The sequence below is a fragment of the Paenibacillus sp. SORGH_AS_0306 genome, assembly GCF_030819345.1.
In the GTDB taxonomy this organism is placed as follows: Bacteria; Bacillota; Bacilli; order Paenibacillales; family Paenibacillaceae; genus Saccharibacillus; species Saccharibacillus kyungheensis.
Genome location: NZ_JAUTBP010000001.1, coordinates 2,617,095 through 2,635,464, shown reverse-complemented (window position 1 = coordinate 2,635,464; position 18,370 = coordinate 2,617,095). Strand labels below are relative to the sequence as shown.

The 18,370-nt window shown below is 39.6% G+C and carries 17 protein-coding genes; 14 read left to right on the top strand and 3 right to left on the bottom strand.

The genetic code is table 11. The annotated features are described in order from the left end of the window. Nucleotides 1–61: 61 nt before the first annotated feature. Nucleotides 62–754 (top strand): lipoyl(octanoyl) transferase LipB, encoded by a 693-nt coding sequence (gene lipB / locus QE450_RS11410; RefSeq protein WP_273612909.1) that lies wholly within the window; start codon nt 62–64, stop codon nt 752–754. Here lipB and prli42 read toward each other — a convergent pair. Further along, a complete protein-coding gene (gene prli42 / locus QE450_RS11405) occupies nt 749–844 on the bottom strand; it encodes a stressosome-associated protein Prli42 (RefSeq protein ID WP_137220660.1) in 96 nt (31 codons plus the stop codon). The two genes, lipB and prli42, sit on opposite strands and share 6 nt — an antisense overlap. 138 nt (nt 845–982) lie before the next feature. Between prli42 and QE450_RS11400 the strand changes: the two genes are divergently transcribed. The 8 genes from QE450_RS11400 to QE450_RS11365 all read left to right on the top strand — a co-directional run bounded on the left by QE450_RS11400 (nt 983) and on the right by QE450_RS11365 (nt 7,967). Next, nucleotides 983–2,122 carry a M20/M25/M40 family metallo-hydrolase gene (locus QE450_RS11400; protein ID WP_307299434.1) on the top strand — a complete coding sequence of 380 codons (1,140 nt, stop codon included), beginning with the start codon at nt 983–985 and terminating at the stop codon, nt 2,120–2,122. Nucleotides 2,123–2,167: 45 nt separating this feature from the next. Then, nucleotides 2,168–2,728 carry an NUDIX hydrolase gene (locus QE450_RS11395; protein WP_307299432.1) on the top strand — a complete coding sequence of 187 codons (561 nt, stop codon included), beginning with the start codon at nt 2,168–2,170 and terminating at the stop codon, nt 2,726–2,728. Further along, a complete protein-coding gene (locus QE450_RS11390) occupies nt 2,725–3,909 on the top strand; it encodes an endonuclease Q family protein (protein WP_307299430.1) in 1,185 nt (394 codons plus the stop codon). The genes QE450_RS11395 and QE450_RS11390 overlap by 4 nt, the downstream gene beginning before the upstream one ends. 157 nt (nt 3,910–4,066) lie before the next feature. Continuing rightward, nucleotides 4,067–4,540, top strand: a complete 474-nt coding sequence (gene fur, locus QE450_RS11385) for a ferric iron uptake transcriptional regulator (protein WP_273612905.1) — start codon at nt 4,067–4,069, stop codon at nt 4,538–4,540. 90 nt (nt 4,541–4,630) lie between these two features. Then, nucleotides 4,631–5,530 (top strand): site-specific tyrosine recombinase XerD, encoded by a 900-nt coding sequence (gene xerD / locus QE450_RS11380; protein WP_273612904.1) that lies wholly within the window; start codon nt 4,631–4,633, stop codon nt 5,528–5,530. 28 nt (nt 5,531–5,558) lie between these two features. Further along, nucleotides 5,559–6,749, top strand: a complete 1,191-nt coding sequence (locus tag QE450_RS11375; protein WP_301263245.1) for a phosphopentomutase — start codon at nt 5,559–5,561, stop codon at nt 6,747–6,749. Nucleotides 6,750–6,822: 73 nt separating this feature from the next. Further along, on the top strand, nt 6,823–7,647 hold the full coding sequence (locus tag QE450_RS11370; RefSeq protein WP_204823471.1) for a purine-nucleoside phosphorylase: 825 nt from the start codon (nt 6,823–6,825) through the stop codon (nt 7,645–7,647). Between the two features lie 182 nt (nt 7,648–7,829). After that, nucleotides 7,830–7,967, top strand: a complete 138-nt coding sequence (locus tag QE450_RS11365; RefSeq protein WP_307299425.1) for a hypothetical protein — start codon at nt 7,830–7,832, stop codon at nt 7,965–7,967. 418 nt (nt 7,968–8,385) lie between these two features. Here QE450_RS11365 and QE450_RS11360 read toward each other — a convergent pair whose 3' ends face one another. Beyond that, on the bottom strand, nt 8,386–9,945 hold the full coding sequence (locus tag QE450_RS11360; protein WP_307299424.1) for a M14 family zinc carboxypeptidase: 1,560 nt from the start codon (nt 9,943–9,945) through the stop codon (nt 8,386–8,388). Nucleotides 9,946–10,225: 280 nt separating this feature from the next. Between QE450_RS11360 and lysA the strand changes: the two genes are divergently transcribed. Further along, nucleotides 10,226–11,560 (top strand): diaminopimelate decarboxylase, encoded by a 1,335-nt coding sequence (lysA, locus tag QE450_RS11355; RefSeq protein WP_307299422.1) that lies wholly within the window; start codon nt 10,226–10,228, stop codon nt 11,558–11,560. 253 nt (nt 11,561–11,813) lie between these two features. Here the strand turns inward: lysA and QE450_RS11350 are convergent, their stop codons facing one another. Continuing rightward, the gene (locus tag QE450_RS11350; protein ID WP_307299420.1) at nt 11,814–13,700 is read right to left on the bottom strand and encodes an ABC1 kinase family protein; all 1,887 of its coding nucleotides are present in this window, start codon (nt 13,698–13,700) and stop codon (nt 11,814–11,816) included. 596 nt (nt 13,701–14,296) lie between these two features. On the opposite strand from QE450_RS11350, the gene QE450_RS11345 reads away from it, so the two are divergent. The 4 genes from QE450_RS11345 (at nt 14,297) to QE450_RS11330 (ending at nt 18,282) form a co-directional block, all read left to right on the top strand. Next, nucleotides 14,297–14,728: a peptidylprolyl isomerase gene (locus QE450_RS11345; RefSeq protein WP_069327881.1), complete on the top strand. Its 432-nt coding sequence runs from the start codon at nt 14,297–14,299 to the stop codon at nt 14,726–14,728. Nucleotides 14,729–14,894: 166 nt separating this feature from the next. Beyond that, nucleotides 14,895–15,944 carry a Kiwa anti-phage protein KwaB-like domain-containing protein gene (locus tag QE450_RS11340; RefSeq protein ID WP_307299418.1) on the top strand — a complete coding sequence of 350 codons (1,050 nt, stop codon included), beginning with the start codon at nt 14,895–14,897 and terminating at the stop codon, nt 15,942–15,944. Nucleotides 15,945–15,987: 43 nt separating this feature from the next. Then, nucleotides 15,988–16,641, top strand: coding sequence for a hypothetical protein (locus tag QE450_RS11335; RefSeq protein WP_307299416.1), 654 nt, complete (start codon nt 15,988–15,990; stop codon nt 16,639–16,641). 39 nt (nt 16,642–16,680) lie between these two features. Continuing rightward, nucleotides 16,681–18,282 (top strand): amidohydrolase, encoded by a 1,602-nt coding sequence (locus QE450_RS11330; protein ID WP_307299414.1) that lies wholly within the window; start codon nt 16,681–16,683, stop codon nt 18,280–18,282. The last annotated feature ends 88 nt before the right edge of the window (nt 18,283–18,370 follow it).

Here is an 18,370-nt window from a genome sequence, read left to right as displayed (position 1 = left end):
GTAAATTAAGATAAAGGTACACTACAATAGAATAGTCATCAGGGAAGGGACGTGTCTGCATATGAGTAAATTCATTCAAGTCTCCTATACGCCCTCGATGGATTACGCGCAAGCGTGGGAGAAGCAGAAGGAGATTGTTCGCGGGATTGATGCCGGTGAGCAAGAGGAACACCTTCTGCTTCTTCAGCATCCACCGACGTATACTATCGGTTCTCAGCGTCATCCAGAACATTTATTATGGAATGAACAAGAGCTGGCAGAGCGAGGCATTACACTGTTTCAGATTGATCGAGGCGGTGATATTACATACCATGGCCCAGGGCAGTTGGTCGGTTATCCGATTCTGCTACTGGATGCCGCCAAAGGCATCGATCCTCATCGATATTTGAGAACACTGGAACAAGTTATTATTGATTATTTAGCAGAGCAGGGTATTGAAGCTGGACGCAAAGAAGAATACACCGGCGTATGGATCGGTGATCTCAAAATCGCTGCGATAGGCATTAAATTTAATAAATGTCGTCATCGCAAAGGGTTTATTACCAGTCATGGATTTGCGTTTAATATTTCTTCGGGGATTCAAAATGAAGGGTTTAGCGGTATAGTTCCATGTGGCATCGAGCAATATGGAGTGACTTCGCTTGAGGATATTACCGGCCGTACATTTACAGTTGAGCAAGTGGCACAGGAGATTTTGCCACATTTTATGCGCCATTTTGAGTATGCACAGCCGGACGAACCATTATCCTTATAAAAACGGTTGAATGACCATCAGTAGAGTAGAACCGACCATTGCAATCAACATGATATAAATAAAGACTTTGAACCATTTTTTCTTTTCCATAAGCGTACTCCTTTATGTCTGTAAAATAGGGATTGGTACATGTACCAATCCATCTCATCATACCGATTATAAGGCTATTTTGCAAAAGGAAGTACGCGAATATGTGTATATTTACGTAAACTCAAAGGGGCGAATATTGTGATATCTGAATCTCGTTTAATAGAAGAATTTAAAGAGCTTGTCCAAATTGATAGTGAAACTAAACAAGAACGTGCAATAGCCGATCATTTGACTGAAAAGCTAATCGCTCTTGGATTCACGGTGATTGAAGACGAATCTGCTGCTAAGACCGGTCATGCGGCAGGGAATTTGATTGCAACATTGCCTGCTAATACAGACAAAGCAATCCCTAAATTATTTTTCACTTCTCATATGGATACAGTTAAGCCGGGTATTGGTATCGTACCGGTTATCGATGAAGCTGGTTATATTACAAGCTCTACCGATACGATTCTAGGTGCAGATGACAAAGCAGGCATCGCTGCTCTTTTTGAAATGATTCGTGTATTAAAAGAACAACAAATCGAGCATGGACAGATTCAACTGATTATTACTGCGGGTGAAGAATCAGGTCTGATGGGTGCACGTTCAATGGATTCATCTTTGGTCGATGCTGACTTTGGCTATGCGCTTGATTCCAATGGAACAGTAGGCACGATTGCTGTGGCTGCACCTACTCAAGCACGCATTGTCATGGAGATTTTTGGCAAGTCTGCTCATGCAGGGGTAAATCCTGAAGATGGCATTAGTGCAATTCAAGTGGCTGGCAAAGCAATCTCACGGATGAAATTAGGACGGATCGATCATGAGACGACTGCGAATATTGGTAAATTTGAAGGCGGCGAAGCAACCAATGTAATCTGTGATTATGCACGCTTGGAAGCAGAAGCACGCAGTCTTGTACATGAAAAAGTAGAAGTGCAATTAGCGGCTATGAAGCAATCTTTAGAGAGCACATGTGCCGATTTTGGAGCGACCGGTAAATTTCAAAGTGTTATCGTCTATCCAGGGTTCAAATTTACAGAAGACGATGCAGTAGTACAACTGGCGCAACGTGCAGCGAGCAAGCTAGGCGTACCTAACGATATTTTTCATACAGGTGGCGGTAGTGACGCGAATATTTTCAATAGCTTTGGGATTCCGACAGCGAATCTAGCGGTAGGCTACGAATTTATTCATACAACAGATGAGCGTATTCACAAAGACGAATTGATTCGTGCAGCCCATCTAGTAACAGAAATTGTACGTGAGACTGCTCAATTAACAGAGTGGAAATAAAACAACCAACGTATTGAACGATAAACGATAAGTGGAGGAATTGAGATGACAGCGAACAAAGCATTAGACGAAATCACACTGTCCACCGAATCTATCTTTGAAGGGAAAGTAATCTCTTTACAAGTGGATACTGTACAACTTCCTAATGGCAATACCAGTAAGCGCGAGATTGTTCGTCATCCGGGAGCAGTAGCTGTATTGGCGATTCACAATGATCGTATGTTAGTCGTAGAGCAATATCGTCAAGCATTAGGTCGGACAGAAGTGGAAATTCCTGCTGGTAAATTGGAAAAAGGGGAACAACCGGAAGAAGCGATCAAGCGTGAACTGGCAGAAGAAACAGGCTATCGCTGTGATCAAGTGACCTTGCTGAATTCCTTTTATACATCACCAGGATTTGCAGATGAGATCATTCATTTATACCTTGCTGAAAATCTAGAAGCAGGTGAGCTCAATCCAGATGACGATGAATTTCTGGAAGTGACAGAGATTACACTGGAAGAAGCATATGAACAGATTCGTGATGGACGTATTAGCGATGCGAAGACGATTATTGCGGTACAAGCTTGGCATCTAATCAAAGTGACAGGCAAACCAAGTCTGTGAGTGAATTGCAATCTGTCTACGCTGATCTTCATATTCATATCGGTAGAAGTGAAGATGGACAACCGGTGAAGATCAGTGGTAGCCGTAATCTGACTTTTGCTAATATCGCCAAAGAATCTTCAGAACGCAAAGGAATCGGATTAACTGGAATTATCGATTGTCATTCTCCCGGTGTACAGCAAGATATCCGCAACTATATCGCTAGCGGTGAAATGGTCGAAGTGCCCGGTGGAGGTATTCGCTATAAGGATACAACCATTTTACTGGGTTCAGAGATTGAGATACGTGAACCGGGTTATCATGAAGCCCATGTACTGGTCTATTTTCGTGATCTAGCGACGATCACTGACTTTAGTCAATGGATGAGCAAGCATATGAAAAATGTCCAGCTAAGTTCACAGCGTCTGCATGTATCGTTTCACGAATTACAGAAGCAAGTGAAACAACGTAACGGTATTTTTATGCCTGCGCATATGTTTACTCCGCATAAAGGAATCTACGGAAGTACGGTAGCACGTATGAGTGAAGTGTTAGATTTGAATCAAATAGATGGTGGAGAACTGGGGTTAAGTGCCGACACTACGATGTCGAGTTATATTAGTGAACTTGATCGCTATCCGCTACTGACTAATTCAGATGCGCATTCACTTGGCAAAATTGGACGGGAATACAATATTTTTGCGATGCGTGAAGCAAGTTTTGATGAATGGGTATCGGTATTACGCGGAGAAGAAGGACGTCATATTGTTGCGAATTATGGACTAGATCCTAGACTCGGCAAATACCATCGTACGTACTGTATGAACTGTAATAGCATTATTGATGATGCTTCACCGGCTATTGAGCGTTGCCCTTATTGTGGTAGTACCAAATTAACAGTAGGTGTGATGGATCGGATTCTTCAGATTGCAGATCGAGAACAATCGATTGTTGATGCTAAGCGTCCTCCATATCATTATCAGGTGCCCCTTTCATTTATTCCGGGCTTAGGGCCTGCGAAGATGAATCGATTGCTGGCTGAATTTGGGACAGAGATGAATATATTGCACCAGAGTTCGACTCAACAACTCACCGATATTGTAGGTACTGAAATAGCTTTGTCGATTGTTCAAGCGCGCAGTGGCGAATTGCTGTTAAGCTCCGGTGGTGGCGGAACATATGGCAAAGTCATGAAGAAGTAACATCATAGCATATTGACGTGATAAACTTAGGGATTTGCTTTGAATTGCAAGCAGACACACCTGTTCTAAAAAGTTTGACTTTGTCAAAGAATTCCCCCTATAATAATAGAAGTGAGCATTTACACGATGCAGTGATTTCCACAGGGGGAGGTATAGAATGGAAGCACGGATCGATAAAATTAAACAACAATTGCAATCCAAAGGTTATAAATTAACGCCCCAGCGGGAAGCCACCGTTCGAGTGCTTCTTGAGAATGAAGAAGATCATCTAAGTGCAGAGGATGTCTTCATGTTAGTGAAGCAAAAAGCTCCCGAAATCGGTCTTGCCACTGTGTACCGTACCCTTGAACTTCTGAGTGAACTGCATGTCGTGGAAAAAATCAACTTCGGTGACGGTGTAGCGCGATATGATTTGCGTACCGACACCAGCAAGCACCATCATCATCATCTTATATGTGTGCAATGCGGAAGTATGGATGAGATCCGCGAAGATTGGCTAGGACCACTCGAAGAACGACTGGATAAAGAATTCGATTTTACGGTTCTGGACCATAGACTCGACTTTTACGGAATTTGCTACCGTTGCAAAGACAAAAACGATAGCAATCAAGACGAACAACCTGACAACTAAAATGGATACCAGAGACTCTCGCCCGATATTTGGCTGTTCGGGAGAGAGTCTTTTTGCCGTAACCATTCCTATGAAGGGACCTGATTTCCGATGAATGAATATTTGCAGACGTTTATCCGCTATTTAGCCGAAGAAAAAGCACTATCTCGAAATACCCTAGAATCGTACCAACGTGATTTAAATCAATTTCTAGAATTTGCAAAACAGCGCGATTTACAAACGCCGGATCAAATTCGTAAAACACATATCGCTCTTTTTTTAGGAGAAATGAGACAAATGGGAAGAGCATCGTCCACGATTACGCGGATGACTGTTTCAATTCGTTCATTTTGTCATCATCTTGTAAGAGAAGGGATTATTCAGCAAGATCCTTCAGTACATATGGAAGCGCCCAAAGCAGAAAAGCGTCTACCGAATGTGATGACGATCGAACAAGTAGGGCATTTAATCGATGCTCCTGACCGTCAATCACCGCAAGGCAGACGTGATCGTGCTATGTTAGAAATGTTGTATGCTACAGGTATACGCGTTTCTGAATTAATATCGGTCAATGTCGATGATGTGCGTCTGGATTTGAAGTTTTTGCGCTGTGCGAATAATGCAGGCAAAGAACGGATTATTCCGATCACAGGTGTCACAGCGAAGCGTGTAGGTGAATATATAGAACAGGGTCGCCAGCAACTCATTCGTAATCATCCTGAAGAACTGGCACTCTTTGTGAATCAGCTTGGCACAAGACTTACACGACAAGGCTTTTGGAAAATTATCAAAAAGTATGCTCGTGAAGCTGGAATAGAAGCAGATATTACACCTCATACGTTGCGTCATTCTTTTGCGACTCATCTGTTGGAGAGCGGAGCCGACTTGCGTTCAGTACAAGAAATGTTAGGACATGCTGATATTTCGACGACTCAGATTTACACACAGGTATCCAAAAAGAATATGAAAGATGTGTATGAAGCTCACCATCCACGTGCCAATGTAACCTGATTCACCACAGAATAGGGAGGCATTGATCATGACACAATCAGACACACGGTTTAAACGTATTAGCGTTATTGTAATGGATAGTGTAGGTATCGGTGAATTACCTGATGCATCGAAATTCGGTGATAAAGGTGCACATACATTAGGTCACATTTTGGAACAAGTTCCAGATATTAAGATCCCTCACTTGCAACAATTGGGACTCGCAAATATTACGTCTTTATCACCATTGGAACCGGTAGAACAACCACAAGCGTATTATGGCAAAATGGCACAAACGTCGATCGGCAAAGATACGATGACCGGTCATTGGGAAATGATGGGCTTACAGATTAGTTCTCCATTTAATACGTATCCGCATGGGTTCCCTCAGGATCTTATCACTGAACTCGAAAAGCTTACCGGTAGACGTGTAATCGGTAACAAATCGGGTGCAGGGTTAGATATGATCGAACAATATGGCGAAGAACAGATGAAAAGTGGAGCATGGATCATTTATACTTCTGCCGACAGTGTGATGCAGATAGCGGCTCATGAAGATATTATTCCACTAAATAAATTGTATGAAGCTTGCAAAATCGCACGTCAACTGACCATGTCGCCTGAACATTCTGTTGGACGTATTATTGCTCGTCCTTATCGCGGGGAACCCGGACAATTTGTGCGTACCGCCAATCGTCGTGATTTTGCGGTGAATCCACCAGAACCTACTGTATTGAATACATTGCAGAACTTTGGCTATGATGTTATTTCAGTCGGCAAAATCAACGATATTTTCTCAGGTCACGGCATCACAGCAACCCATCCGACCAAAGGAAATGAAAATGGGATTCAAGTGACAACCAACTTGTTGCGACAGGACTTTAACGGATTGTTATTTACCAATCTGATTGATTTTGATTCGTTATACGGACATCGTCGTGATCCGCAAGGATACGCTAGAGCATTAGAACAATTCGATCAAGCTTTACCTGATATGTTATCTGCTATAGGTGAACAAGATTTGCTGATTATTACCGCAGATCATGGTAATGATCCAGTGCACAAAGGAACCGATCATACACGCGAGTATGTACCTTTGTTAGTCTATAGTCCATCTCTTCAACCGGGTACGGATCTAGGGATTCGGGCTACGTATAGTGATATTGGTGCCACGATTGCAGATAATTTTAGAACAGGTGGTCCATTGCATGGAGAAAGCTTTTTAGATAAATTAAAATAACATGCAGACGACTATGTATATAGTGGCTTGCAGTCATTTTATAAATGAATAGATATTCAAGGAGGATATAGTAATGACAACTATTACACAAGCAACGATTCAAGAAGCAGCTGCTTATATTCGTAGTCAAAGTGATATCAAACCAGAAATCGGATTGATTTTGGGTTCAGGATTAGGTATTTTAGCAGATTTGATCGAAGATAGCGTAGCGATTGATTATCATCATATTCCACATTTCCCTGTATCGACAGTAGAAGGTCATGAAGGCGAATTGTTACTAGGTACGATTCAAGGTCGCCCTGTAGTGATGATGAAAGGTCGCTTCCATATGTATGAAGGATACGGCCCGGAAGTAACAGCATTCCCTGTACGTGTCATGAAAGAATTGGGAATCTCTACATTGCTGGTTACCAATGCAGCGGGTGGCGTAAATACTTCTTACGAGCCAGGTGATCTGATGGTACTTAGCGATCATTTGAATATGACAGGTCGCAACCCATTGATCGGACCGAACGATTCTGCACTGGGTGTACGTTTCCCTGATATGTCTGAAGCGTATAGCCGTCGTCTACGTGCTGTATTCAAAGAAACAGCAGCACAACAAGGATTGAAAGTTCAAGAAGGTGTGTATGCTGGATTGCTTGGTCCAACGTACGAAACGCCTGCTGAGATCGTGATGTTGCGTACATTGGGTGCAGATGCTGTAGGAATGTCTACGGTGTCAGAAACGATTGTAGCGCGTCATGCAGGGATCGAAGTATTGGGTATTTCTTGTATTACGAATATGGCAGCAGGTATTTTGGATCAACCGTTATCTCATGATGAAGTAATGGAGACAGCTGATCGTGTACGTGATCAGTTCTTGAAATTGGTATTGGCGATTATTCCTCAAATGTAATGGTTTTGGGGTGGTTTTGAAGATGACTGGGGTGGGTGGAGACCGCTACAGGAAAAAATGATTCTTACCGTCGCTGGTGAAATGGAATCCCTTAATTAGACTGCGATGCAGTCGGGATTCCACTTCAAAGGCGACTTTCAGAATGATTTTTTCCTTTCGCTCTGCTGAGGAAGACCGCAGTCATGAAACAAAAGCCAGGCTTATGGTGGGGTTGGCAGGTAGGTAGTGCGATAGAAGTAAATCAATATATAGGTAATGTGAAAAAGGCTTCTGAATCCTATGGTATAGGATTGGAAGCTTTTTTGTTGGAAAGGATGTAGTATTCGAGAGAATTTGAGTTAGATGGGAAAAATACTGATGATTGTTGGTCATGATTCCTTTCGTTTTGGAAGTAGGCTGATTTCAAAATGGGGTTTGAAATTGTTTGGATTTAAGAATAGCTTATCTATTAAATGTAGTTAAGCTTATTATAGATTTTATGTATAAGAATGGGGATATTAATTGTTTATGTGTTTGGTGATATGAATTTATAGATGTTAGATAGATTTTTTTATTTTAAATATTTTGTTTTAGCTATTTGTAGGTTGGTGATGATTGGAGGTTGGAAATAATCTTACATATATATTGGGATTAAAAAAACTCGCTAGATCATTGTTGATCTAGCGAGTTTTTTGATGGTTTATCGTTTTATCGTCATAGTGCAAATAAGTTTGAAGAAGAAAGTGACGCTTGTTTTACTTAGGATTCGCCTGCATCAGGGTCGGGGGCTACAGTGGGTTGTTCTGTAGGTGATGGCTCTGGTATAGGCGTTGAAGAAGGATTAGCATCTTCTGTTATGATTTCTGCTGCTGGTGATGGAGTGGTAGTGTCTGGACTGGTCAGTGTTAAAGTGTCTCCTTTGTCATTCATAGTGATTGCGATTCCTGTTACTTGGCTGATCAATGAAATAGGTACATAGACAGTTCCATCGAGATTAATAGGTGCACCTTGCAGTATAGTCGATACGCCGTTAATTTCAGCGGCTGTTTGATTGAGTGTAAATGTGGCTGTACCGGAAGCGCTGGATGTTGCTGTAATCTTCTGGTTAGCTTGATCCCAGAAAAAAGCGAATCCGTACGGTGTGAGTAATGGTTTATATGAAATATAAGCAACTTTGTTTTGGACAAAAGCAGGGATTTCTTTTTTCACATTTACGCCGTCTAAAGTGACATTTAAAGATCGACGTAATGGATTAGCTGGTGGCTGTGTTGGTGTTGTCGGTGAAGCAGGTGTAGTTGGATTCTTTTTCAACCAGAGTGAATATCCTTCTTGAGCAATCCATAGTCCAACTTTTTTATTTCGGCGCCATTCTTCGTTGAAAGCAGACAAGGGCAGATTGGTCTCGCCTGTTTTGATTCCGATCTCCGGTGTAAATGCAGGTCTGCCAAAGGTAGTGATGAACCAATCCGTATATCCGCCACCAGAAGGGTTGTTATTTGGACGCACCTGACGATATCCGGTAAAGCTTGTGAAGATGTTCGCCAACCTTTGATCACGACTGAGATTTTGCGGAAGGGTATGAAAGTTCCAATACAGAATACGTCCTGCAGAATGATACGAAACAGCGATCTCAGGATCGATTTCGTATGTAAATGAAGTGGTCGCTTGATTTTCAGCAGTCTGAACAGCAGATGTTCCTTTATGATTTTTCCAGAATGGATATGGAATATTATCTTCTATCGTGCGCCAATAAGCATCATACTGGCGATTGGGATCGATACCTTGAGCATTAGCTTTCCAGCGTTTAAAGTTAGTGCTTCCGCCATTCATTTTTACTAACGCTTGCCGAACTGAAGCTGGAAAAGCACCCGTTCCTTGCTGTTGTAGTGTTACTCCATCTGGATTGACCATCGGGACGAACCAGATCGTTGTCCGGTCTAAAATCTGACGTGTATTATATCCTTCAAATGGATGATTGGCAGTATACGCTATCGCATATTGCTCTAACATATACATATTGATTGTAGTCGTCATCCATTCGCGCGCATGATGAGAACCATTGATAAATACAGTAGCTTGTCCATGACCCAGTCCTACTGCCCATATATCACGACCATACTTGGTTTTACCTATCGATTTGTACTGGATCAGATCAGGATACTTCTGAGCTAACGATTGAATATGGCGGGTCATCGCTGCATATGTATAAGTGACAGACGGGTTAACCACCGTATGATTTGCCGCTTCTGCTACATTCTGTAATAGTAGAGTCGGTACAAATAGTATAAATGTAAGCATAAAGTATCCAATCTTTTTCAATGCCATCCTCCTCGGTAAATAAATGATAAAATATAGGGATTGTAATCATCTACAACCCTGATGTAATGCGATATTACGGTGTCTCTATACAGCATAGTAGCATCTTATTTGAAGTATCGTAAATGCTTATTTTTTCCATATGTAAGTACATTAATAAGCAAGTCCACTCTTTGTAAAGTCACATAAAACACAAATGTTCAGCAAAATAGTCCATTCTGCTATAATATGCACAATGGTTATACTGACTATACACTTCAAGTGAATGAACGGAGGACAACAGATGTATTTACATGGAACAAGTCAAATAAATGATCAAGGTCATCTTGTGATCGGTGGTTGTGATACCGTTCAGTTAAAAGAACAATATGGTACCCCTTTATATATTATGGATGAACATTTAATTCGTAGTCGTTGTCAGGAATATATGCAAGCTTTTGAAGCATCAGGATTAACTTTTCAAGTAGCTTACGCTAGCAAAGCTTTTTGTACGATGGCGATGTGCCGGATTGTAGAAGAAGAAGGATTGTCGATGGATGTGGTATCTGAAGGTGAATTATACACAGCGATGCAAGCTGGATTCCCTGTAGAACGGATACATTTTCATGGTAATAACAAAACACCTGATGAATTAGATATGGCTTTAGAGGCAGGAATTGGTTGCTTTGTAGTCGATAACTTTGTCGAACTGCAAGTATTAAATGCGATAGCCGCTTCCAAAAATCTGATCCCTAATATTTTGTTACGTGTAACGCCAGGGGTAGAAGCACATACCCATGAATATATTTCAACCGGTCAAGAAGATTCCAAATTCGGATTCGATGTAGGCAATGGAACAGCTTATCAAGCCGTCAAAGAAGCTCATCAATTGCAAAATGTTAAATTGCTTGGTATTCATTCTCATATCGGTTCACAGATTTTTGAAGTGGATGGTTTTCAAGTAGCTGTAGAGCGTGTTGCGGCTTTTGCGCTTGAAGTACAGCAACAAGAAGGTATTTCATTTACGGTGATCAATCTGGGTGGAGGATTCGGTATTCGGTATACAGCCGAAGATACGCCATTACAAGTAGCTGATTATGTAGAAGCGATCACGACAGCAGTGAAAGAACACTTTGACAAATTAGAAGGAACATTACCGCAAATCTGGGTAGAACCCGGTCGCAGTATTGTAGGCGATGCCGGAACGACATTATACACAGTAGGCTCGAACAAAGATATTCCCAATGTACGTAAATATGTATCGGTCGATGGCGGCATGACAGATAATCCGCGTCTCGCTCTATATGAAGCAAAATATGAAGCAGTGATTGCCAATCGAGCAACAGATGAAGAGACAGAACTGGTATCCGTAGCTGGTAAATGTTGCGAAAGTGGCGATATGTTGATCTGGGATATAGAGCTTGCTTCTCCGGTAGCTGGCGATCTATTAGCTATAGCGTGCACAGGTGCATACAATTATTCAATGGCAAGCAATTACAATCGAATTCGTCGCCCGGCAGTTGTATTAGTCAAAGACGGTAAAAGTGATGTGATTGTAGAACGGGAAACACTTGCAGATATTACAGGCAATGACGTTATTCCTGCGCGCCTAAGCAAAGCTACGATTACCGCTTCATAAGCTGATTTGAATAGCAAAGTTAGTTGCTAGTAATGTCGTTTGTTAACATAATTAAACTTATCAAAGATTGCACTTTATCTATGATGAGAATTGTTGACACAATGGTCAAAGAAAAAACAGTATGCAAGCAAAACGACTAAACATTGTTTTGCTTGTATACTGTTTTTTTCGTAAAAATAAACAAAAAAGCAGTTATTAACTACTAATGCACTGAAAAATAATGTACTAAAAAGGATTATTAAAGTCTTACATGTTACCACCTAAGCTTAAGCTGTCTGATCACTAATGTAATCAAAACGATCATGCCTACACCAAAGCCGGATATCGACAACGGAGAAAGTACAAATCGTATCATTTCACCATGAATGAAAAAGCTAGCTAGCATGACCACCAGACAGATTATTGTAAAGATGCTAATAGTAAAAGTCATCATCATATCACGCGAACTATGATTTTCATCATGAGCAATCATAATTCGATTGTTTTTAAGAAGGGGCAATTCTAACAACTTGGGAATATAGTCTTCTATTTGCCCTTTAACCTTATCGAGCCGATCTTTGACCATATGTTCTTTATTCATACTACTTGCATACGATTGACTTGATTCCGATAAAGAAAAAGTTGGATCAACAGAAGACAATGTACCATCTAGGGTGATAATGGCCCGAAATGCACCAGCAACAGTGGGCTTTAAAGAAAGTCCCATATCAGTAATCAAGATGACCAAGCGTCTCATCATGGTACTGGTAGGATCATGTGAAAAGGATGCTTCTACTAGAAGGCGACTTAGCCGCTGTTCTACTATTCGTTCATCGAGCAAAGAATTTTCTTCACAAACGTTAATCAAGCCTTTTGCCATTTGTTTAATATCTTGATTACCATAACCAATCAGAAAACTTAACATACCGTTTCGTTCATCATCTGATAAATAACCAACCGAACCAAAATCGATTAATGCTACTTTTCCATCGTTTGTTAGTATTAAGTTACCTGGATGGGGGTCTGCATGAAAGACACCAATGATCAAAATTTGAGTTAAAAAAGCATGCATAAGCATTTCGGCAACATCATGACTCACTGCTTGAGTAAAGCTATTCCCTTTAATATATTCCATAGTAAGTACCTGTTTGTTTGAATACTCGGAGTAAATTTTAGGCACAATAATCGGAATACGATTCTCTTGAAATGCTTTAGCTAATAGATTGGTGTTGAGTGCTTCGATATCAAAGTCTGTTTCTTCGAGTAGATTTTGCTTAAAACCCTCAGCAAGCTGAATCAAGCCCAGTCTTTTAATTTGTTTTGAACGCTCAGATAGCCATGATACAAATTGAATGAGCAGATCAAGATCTATCGTCATCTTTTGTTTCACTTGAGGGCGTAAAATTTTGACTACTACCTGTTCTTTAGTAGACTTTAACTGCGCTAGATGCACTTGTCCGATCGAAGCGGCAGCAATCGAATCCATATTGAATGAAGCATACATATCTTCAATATTGCCAATTTTGCTATCAATAATCGCTTTCAGCTCATCTTTACTAAGAGGCTGTACATTATCATGCAAATTGGAGAAAGCTTCGATATAATGACTAGGGAGTACGTCTTTTTTTGTAGATAATACTTGAGCAAATTTAACAAAAACGCCGCCCATTTGATCTAGCACATCAGCTATTGCATAAGGAAGTTGGGCATGATCCTGTTGAATTAAATGATTCAGTCCTTTACGCGAAATGATCCAGAATAGATGAACCATACGTCTAAAACGACGAATCTGATTGATCACATACCCGAACGGATTGGATGTTTGTAATATTTTGAAATTAAATACACAGAGTAGCATATACATATAGCAAGCGATAAATATAATAAGCAACGGATAATAGATAAACATTACACGAAGAACCTCAGAATCGGAAGGGGCTATCGTTTGATTAAAATATGTAAAAGATAATACAACCGTTACCACAGATACGCTGAATAACACAGCTAAAGTGAGTTTTAGTTGCCCGTGTTTAAATGTATTGATATTGCCAATAATAAAATAAAAAATAAACGCTACTACCAAAATGCTGCTTAAATAAAACTGTTCTAACACTTGTAGTATCGTACTGATCAATAGTGAACTGAATAATGATATAATCACCTTATGTCTCGTATGAAAGAAAGAAGAAATTAACCAGAATAAGCCAAAAAATATAAGCCATATTAAGAAAAAAAACATCCAAGTCCCACCTTTATATGATGATATTTATAAAAAAAGAATGATTAAATAACAACCATAATTAGTATACAATTCCAGCCACTCTTTATTATAAAATAAGAGCAAATCATATTTGAAAAAGAAAGTGAATTTTTTCTCAAATATAACTATGCAATCTACATGAGTCTGATAGATCGTTTGATAGACAATATTTCACCGATAGTACATCACTATATTTATTCTATAATATGATAATATAGTATCTTAAAACAACAAGAATTGAGCAACATATAAATGTTCAGCATAATAGTCTATGAAGCAAATAAACATTATTATCTCTATATGAACTGGATTTTTGAGTGTATTGCTCAGCATATCAAACGATAAATGAGTGAACATGCCTTTGCGCAGAATTGATTTTCATAGTAAACTAAATAGGATGCTGTCCTACAGAACTAATTGTTGTTTAATCGTACTCGAGTGAAGTAGTGGCAAGCATCCTAATTTCTGTTTTTAATTGAGAGGAGATTTATTATATTATGTCTAAACAAGCGAACATCAAACTTGCAAACGGTGGAGAGATCGTTATCGACCTGTTTGATCAAGATGCACCGAATACGGTTGCTAACTTTGAAAAATTAGCAAATGATGGTTTCTACAACGGATTAACATTTCACCGTGTAATCCCTGGTTTTGTAGCTCAAGGTGGATGCCCGAATGGTACTGGTACTGGCGGTCCTGGTTACACAATCAACTGCGAAATCAACCCGAACAAACACGAGCGCGGTTCTTTGGCTATGGCTCATGCAGGACGCAACACAGGCGGAAGCCAGTTCTACATCTGCTACCAACCACAACCACACTTGGATGGACAACATACAGTGTTCGGTAAAGTAGTAAAAGGTTTGGAATATGTTGATGCTCTTAAAGGTAGCGACAAAATGGAAACTGTTGCAATTGTAGAAGCGTAAGCTTTTTTCAACAACAATAGGATTCAATTACTTATAATAATTATCATCAAGAACTTGTTCTCTTTCGAGAGCAGGTTCTTTTTTTATATATACATTTTGACTTTGTAGCTTTTCATGTTAATAATTGAACATATCGAATAATTGGATAAAAAAGGAAGGTGAATATATGAATATTAATCATGCTGAACATCCTGTACAGCTTTTAATAGCATGCGATACAGAGGAAAAGAAATATCAAATTGATCTCAAATTTTTTCTTGTTCGCAAAGAGAAAGAAGCTGACCACTATTACCGGAGCAAAGTCATTATATTAGCAGAAGAGGTCATAATCTGGTTAAAAGATCAATTGATTGATTCTTTTAAAAGTTTTCAGCATACAGAAGGTGAGAAAGCTATATTTGCAGTGAGCGATTATCATTTAGAAGTCCAAAAAAATGAGCAACTGGCTAAGCTGGTCATCAACGAACAATACCGTACATTGAATACCCGTAAAAACGGCCTACTTCATGCTTTAACAGAAACAGATCAAACTATCGAAGAACAGGATACCCATTTTCAAATGATACGATTAGATATAGAGCAACATAAAATATATTGTTGTTTTTATCGTAAACCCAAAGCAGGCGCAAAAAAGAGAAAATTAGCGATAAAAGACTCTAATGTTTTTCATTTTGTTAACGATGATTTGTTAGAATTAGGTGGGAAAATTGATTTTTTTATGATCAATAAAGAGGTCTATATTTCCAATCTACTATCTTTTGAAAATATGTTTGATTATCGTGATCATATTCACGAAGCTAGAGACTACAATCTGAATCAAATTTTGAATCTGCCTTTTTTTGCAGGAGAACATTCCAATAAGCATATCTTTGAGCAACATTGCAAACAACATGTCTATTCGAGAAGTCTGGCACAATTGAATTCTGACAATCTAGCAGCATTAGAAGAAAATTTTGAAGAACGCTGTGATGAGCTGAAATTAATTAAAAAAAGACTGCCTAGAAATCCACAAAAAGCTGAAGAATATCTAAAAAAATATGCAGCAATCTGGGAATTGTATTCTTTTATTGATCTTGAGCACTATCAAATTAAATATGAGCCTAATCAAAAACCAACCACATTAATTCACTTTTTTGCTGATAAAATAAAACAATCTTTTTTAACTAAAAACTTTAGTATTGCTTTAGATATAGACACAATAAGTGAAGATGTATAAAGTGTATCTTCCCATCTAAAGTAACTTGAGAAGGAGATTGAGAATGTGGTCTAAAAAAGAACAAATTATTTTATGGACAACTGCCTATTTTCCGCTTCTTTTTTTAATGATTGCTGGATTTTTATATGAGAACGATCTGTTACCGCTATGGCTTCAGAAGAAAAATGTACAGTTGTGGTTTACTAATCAATGGCTAGGTGAAGCTGTATTCATTGTCATTGTATTGGTGTTATCTATTTTATTATATCGAATTGTGATTATGTGGTTACTTGCTGGTATCGAGCAAAAGTTAATATCTAAAAGTATAGGCACTCATTATGCTGTGCGTCATTTTGAAAAATTATCGGCTAGCGAATATTCTTTCTTTTTGATCACTTTATTACTACCTCGTATTGCATTGGATTATTCATCTATAATGAATGTAGCTCTTTCTCTATTAGTCATCATATTTATTATTTCCGTGTATGTAAAAACAGATACAATTTCTTCATGTCCGTTATTTTTTGTTTCCGGTAGGCAGGTATTAAAGGGAATCATATCAGAGCATACATTTGAAGAAGAACAAGCTCATCCAGCGTTTCGTAGAAATGTTATATTTATTGTGCGAGAAAAAGATTTGAATTTATCTACTTCATATAGAGGACAGCATTTGGTAAGTAATATGTATATGATTGCTAAAGAAAAGACAATTGAGTAAATTAAGTAGAGTAATAACAGTGAAAAGGAGTGTAAACCAATGTCAGGAACATTATTCACGCATGGCAAATTTGCATTTAGCTCTCATCTTCCCGCAGAAGCAGATGCAGTTTACATAGAAAATGGAATCATTTCTGCAATAGGTACGACGCAAGAGCTATCACTACAATTATCAGGCAAAGATTACCGTCAAGTGGACTGGGATGGTGCTTATGTATTGCCTGGCTTAGTCGATTCACATATGCATTTATCTATGCATGGAATGAAATTATCTATGCTCGACTTTTCAGACGTGACCTCCAAAGAAGACATGATTCAGTTGATCCGTCAGCGTGCAGAAGTAACACCTGTAGGCGAATGGATTGTTGGATTGAACTGGAATGAAAATAATTTTGATCCACCGATTCCGCCACTACGAACAGAGTTGGATGAGATTACGACGAACCATCCTATTTATCTCACCCGTACATGTTTTCATGCTTTTTTAGGTAATAGTGTAGCCTTTGCCAAAGCAGGAGTGACTTCATCTTCACCTGATCCTGAAGCGGGTTCGTTTGGAAGGGATGAAGCTGGAGAGTTGAACGGATGGATTTATGAAGAAGCTTCAGCGGCTTTTACCGCAGTACAGCCAGAACCAGATTATACTACCAAAAAAGAAGCGATTCGGCGCGCTTGTCAGGATGCACTTCGATTAGGATTGACCGCATCCCATACCGAAGATTTACGATTTTTGGGAAGTATAGAGACTATGCTACAGATTTATCGTGAATTGCGTGCAGAAGGACTACCATTCCGCACTCATCAATTGATTTTTTATACTCATTTAAAAGAAGCCCAAGCATTGGGATTACGGGCAGGTGATGGAGATGAGTGGTTACGCATTGGTGCAGCCAAATTGTTCTCTGACGGAGCGATTGGAGGGCGTACAGCGCTATTACAAAAACCGTATAGTGATGCACCTCATACATGCGGAATGGCGATTCATACGACGGCACAGTTAAATGAAATTACATCATATGCTCGTTCGCTAGGCTATCCGATTGCTGTACATGCTATTGGTGATGGTGCGGCAGATCTTACATTATCGACGATGGAAGCCCATCCGTTGCAAGGCATTTCACACTTGCCCGATCGATTTATCCATGCGCAGGTATTGGATCAACAACTGCTTGAGCGAATGACGCAATTACCACTTATTGCAGATATCCAGCCTCGATTTGTTGCCAGTGATTTCCCCTGGGTGATGGAGCGTGTAGGTGCAGAACGTACTGATTATTTATATGCCTGGAAAAAGTTAATAGATGCTGGTGTGATCTGTGCAGGTGGAAGCGATGCACCTATTGAACCGCTTGATCCGATGCTTGGTATCCATGCCGCCGTTACCCGTCGTAGACCTTATGTTACAGAGCCAGCCGAAGGATATTTACCACAAGAGCGACTTAGTATTGCTGAAGCGATTCATTTGTTTACAGTAGGCAGTGCACAAGCAGCAGGCGAAGAACAACAACGTGGTAGTATTCACGTTGGCAAAGCGGCTGATTTTACAGTGATTGATCGAGATATTACTACCGATTCCGAATCTCTGTTGCAGACGACTGTTCATATGACAGTGGTGAATGGACAGATTGCTTATCAAGCGTAGAAGGTTAAGGTATATCTACTAAATACACAGATACAGATATTTCACAACCCTAATAACCTTTCTTTTACAACTGTAGAAGAGGGTTAAT

Coding starts and splice junctions, on each gene's coding strand:
- xerD (WP_273612904.1), top strand. CDS start 4,631: ATGAATGAATATTTGCAGACGTTTATCCGCTATTTAGCCGAAGAAAAA.
- QE450_RS11395 (WP_307299432.1), top strand. CDS start 2,168: ATGACAGCGAACAAAGCATTAGACGAAATCACACTGTCCACCGAATCT.
- lysA (WP_307299422.1), top strand. CDS start 10,226: ATGTATTTACATGGAACAAGTCAAATAAATGATCAAGGTCATCTTGTG.
- QE450_RS11365 (WP_307299425.1), top strand. CDS start 7,830: ATGAAACAAAAGCCAGGCTTATGGTGGGGTTGGCAGGTAGGTAGTGCG.
- QE450_RS11375 (WP_301263245.1), top strand. CDS start 5,559: ATGACACAATCAGACACACGGTTTAAACGTATTAGCGTTATTGTAATG.
- fur (WP_273612905.1), top strand. CDS start 4,067: ATGGAAGCACGGATCGATAAAATTAAACAACAATTGCAATCCAAAGGT.
- QE450_RS11330 (WP_307299414.1), top strand. CDS start 16,681: ATGTCAGGAACATTATTCACGCATGGCAAATTTGCATTTAGCTCTCAT.
- QE450_RS11370 (WP_204823471.1), top strand. CDS start 6,823: ATGACAACTATTACACAAGCAACGATTCAAGAAGCAGCTGCTTATATT.
- QE450_RS11335 (WP_307299416.1), top strand. CDS start 15,988: ATGTGGTCTAAAAAAGAACAAATTATTTTATGGACAACTGCCTATTTT.
- QE450_RS11345 (WP_069327881.1), top strand. CDS start 14,297: ATGTCTAAACAAGCGAACATCAAACTTGCAAACGGTGGAGAGATCGTT.
- QE450_RS11340 (WP_307299418.1), top strand. CDS start 14,895: ATGAATATTAATCATGCTGAACATCCTGTACAGCTTTTAATAGCATGC.
- prli42 (WP_137220660.1), bottom strand. CDS start 844: ATGGAAAAGAAAAAATGGTTCAAAGTCTTTATTTATATCATGTTGATT.
- lipB (WP_273612909.1), top strand. CDS start 62: ATGAGTAAATTCATTCAAGTCTCCTATACGCCCTCGATGGATTACGCG.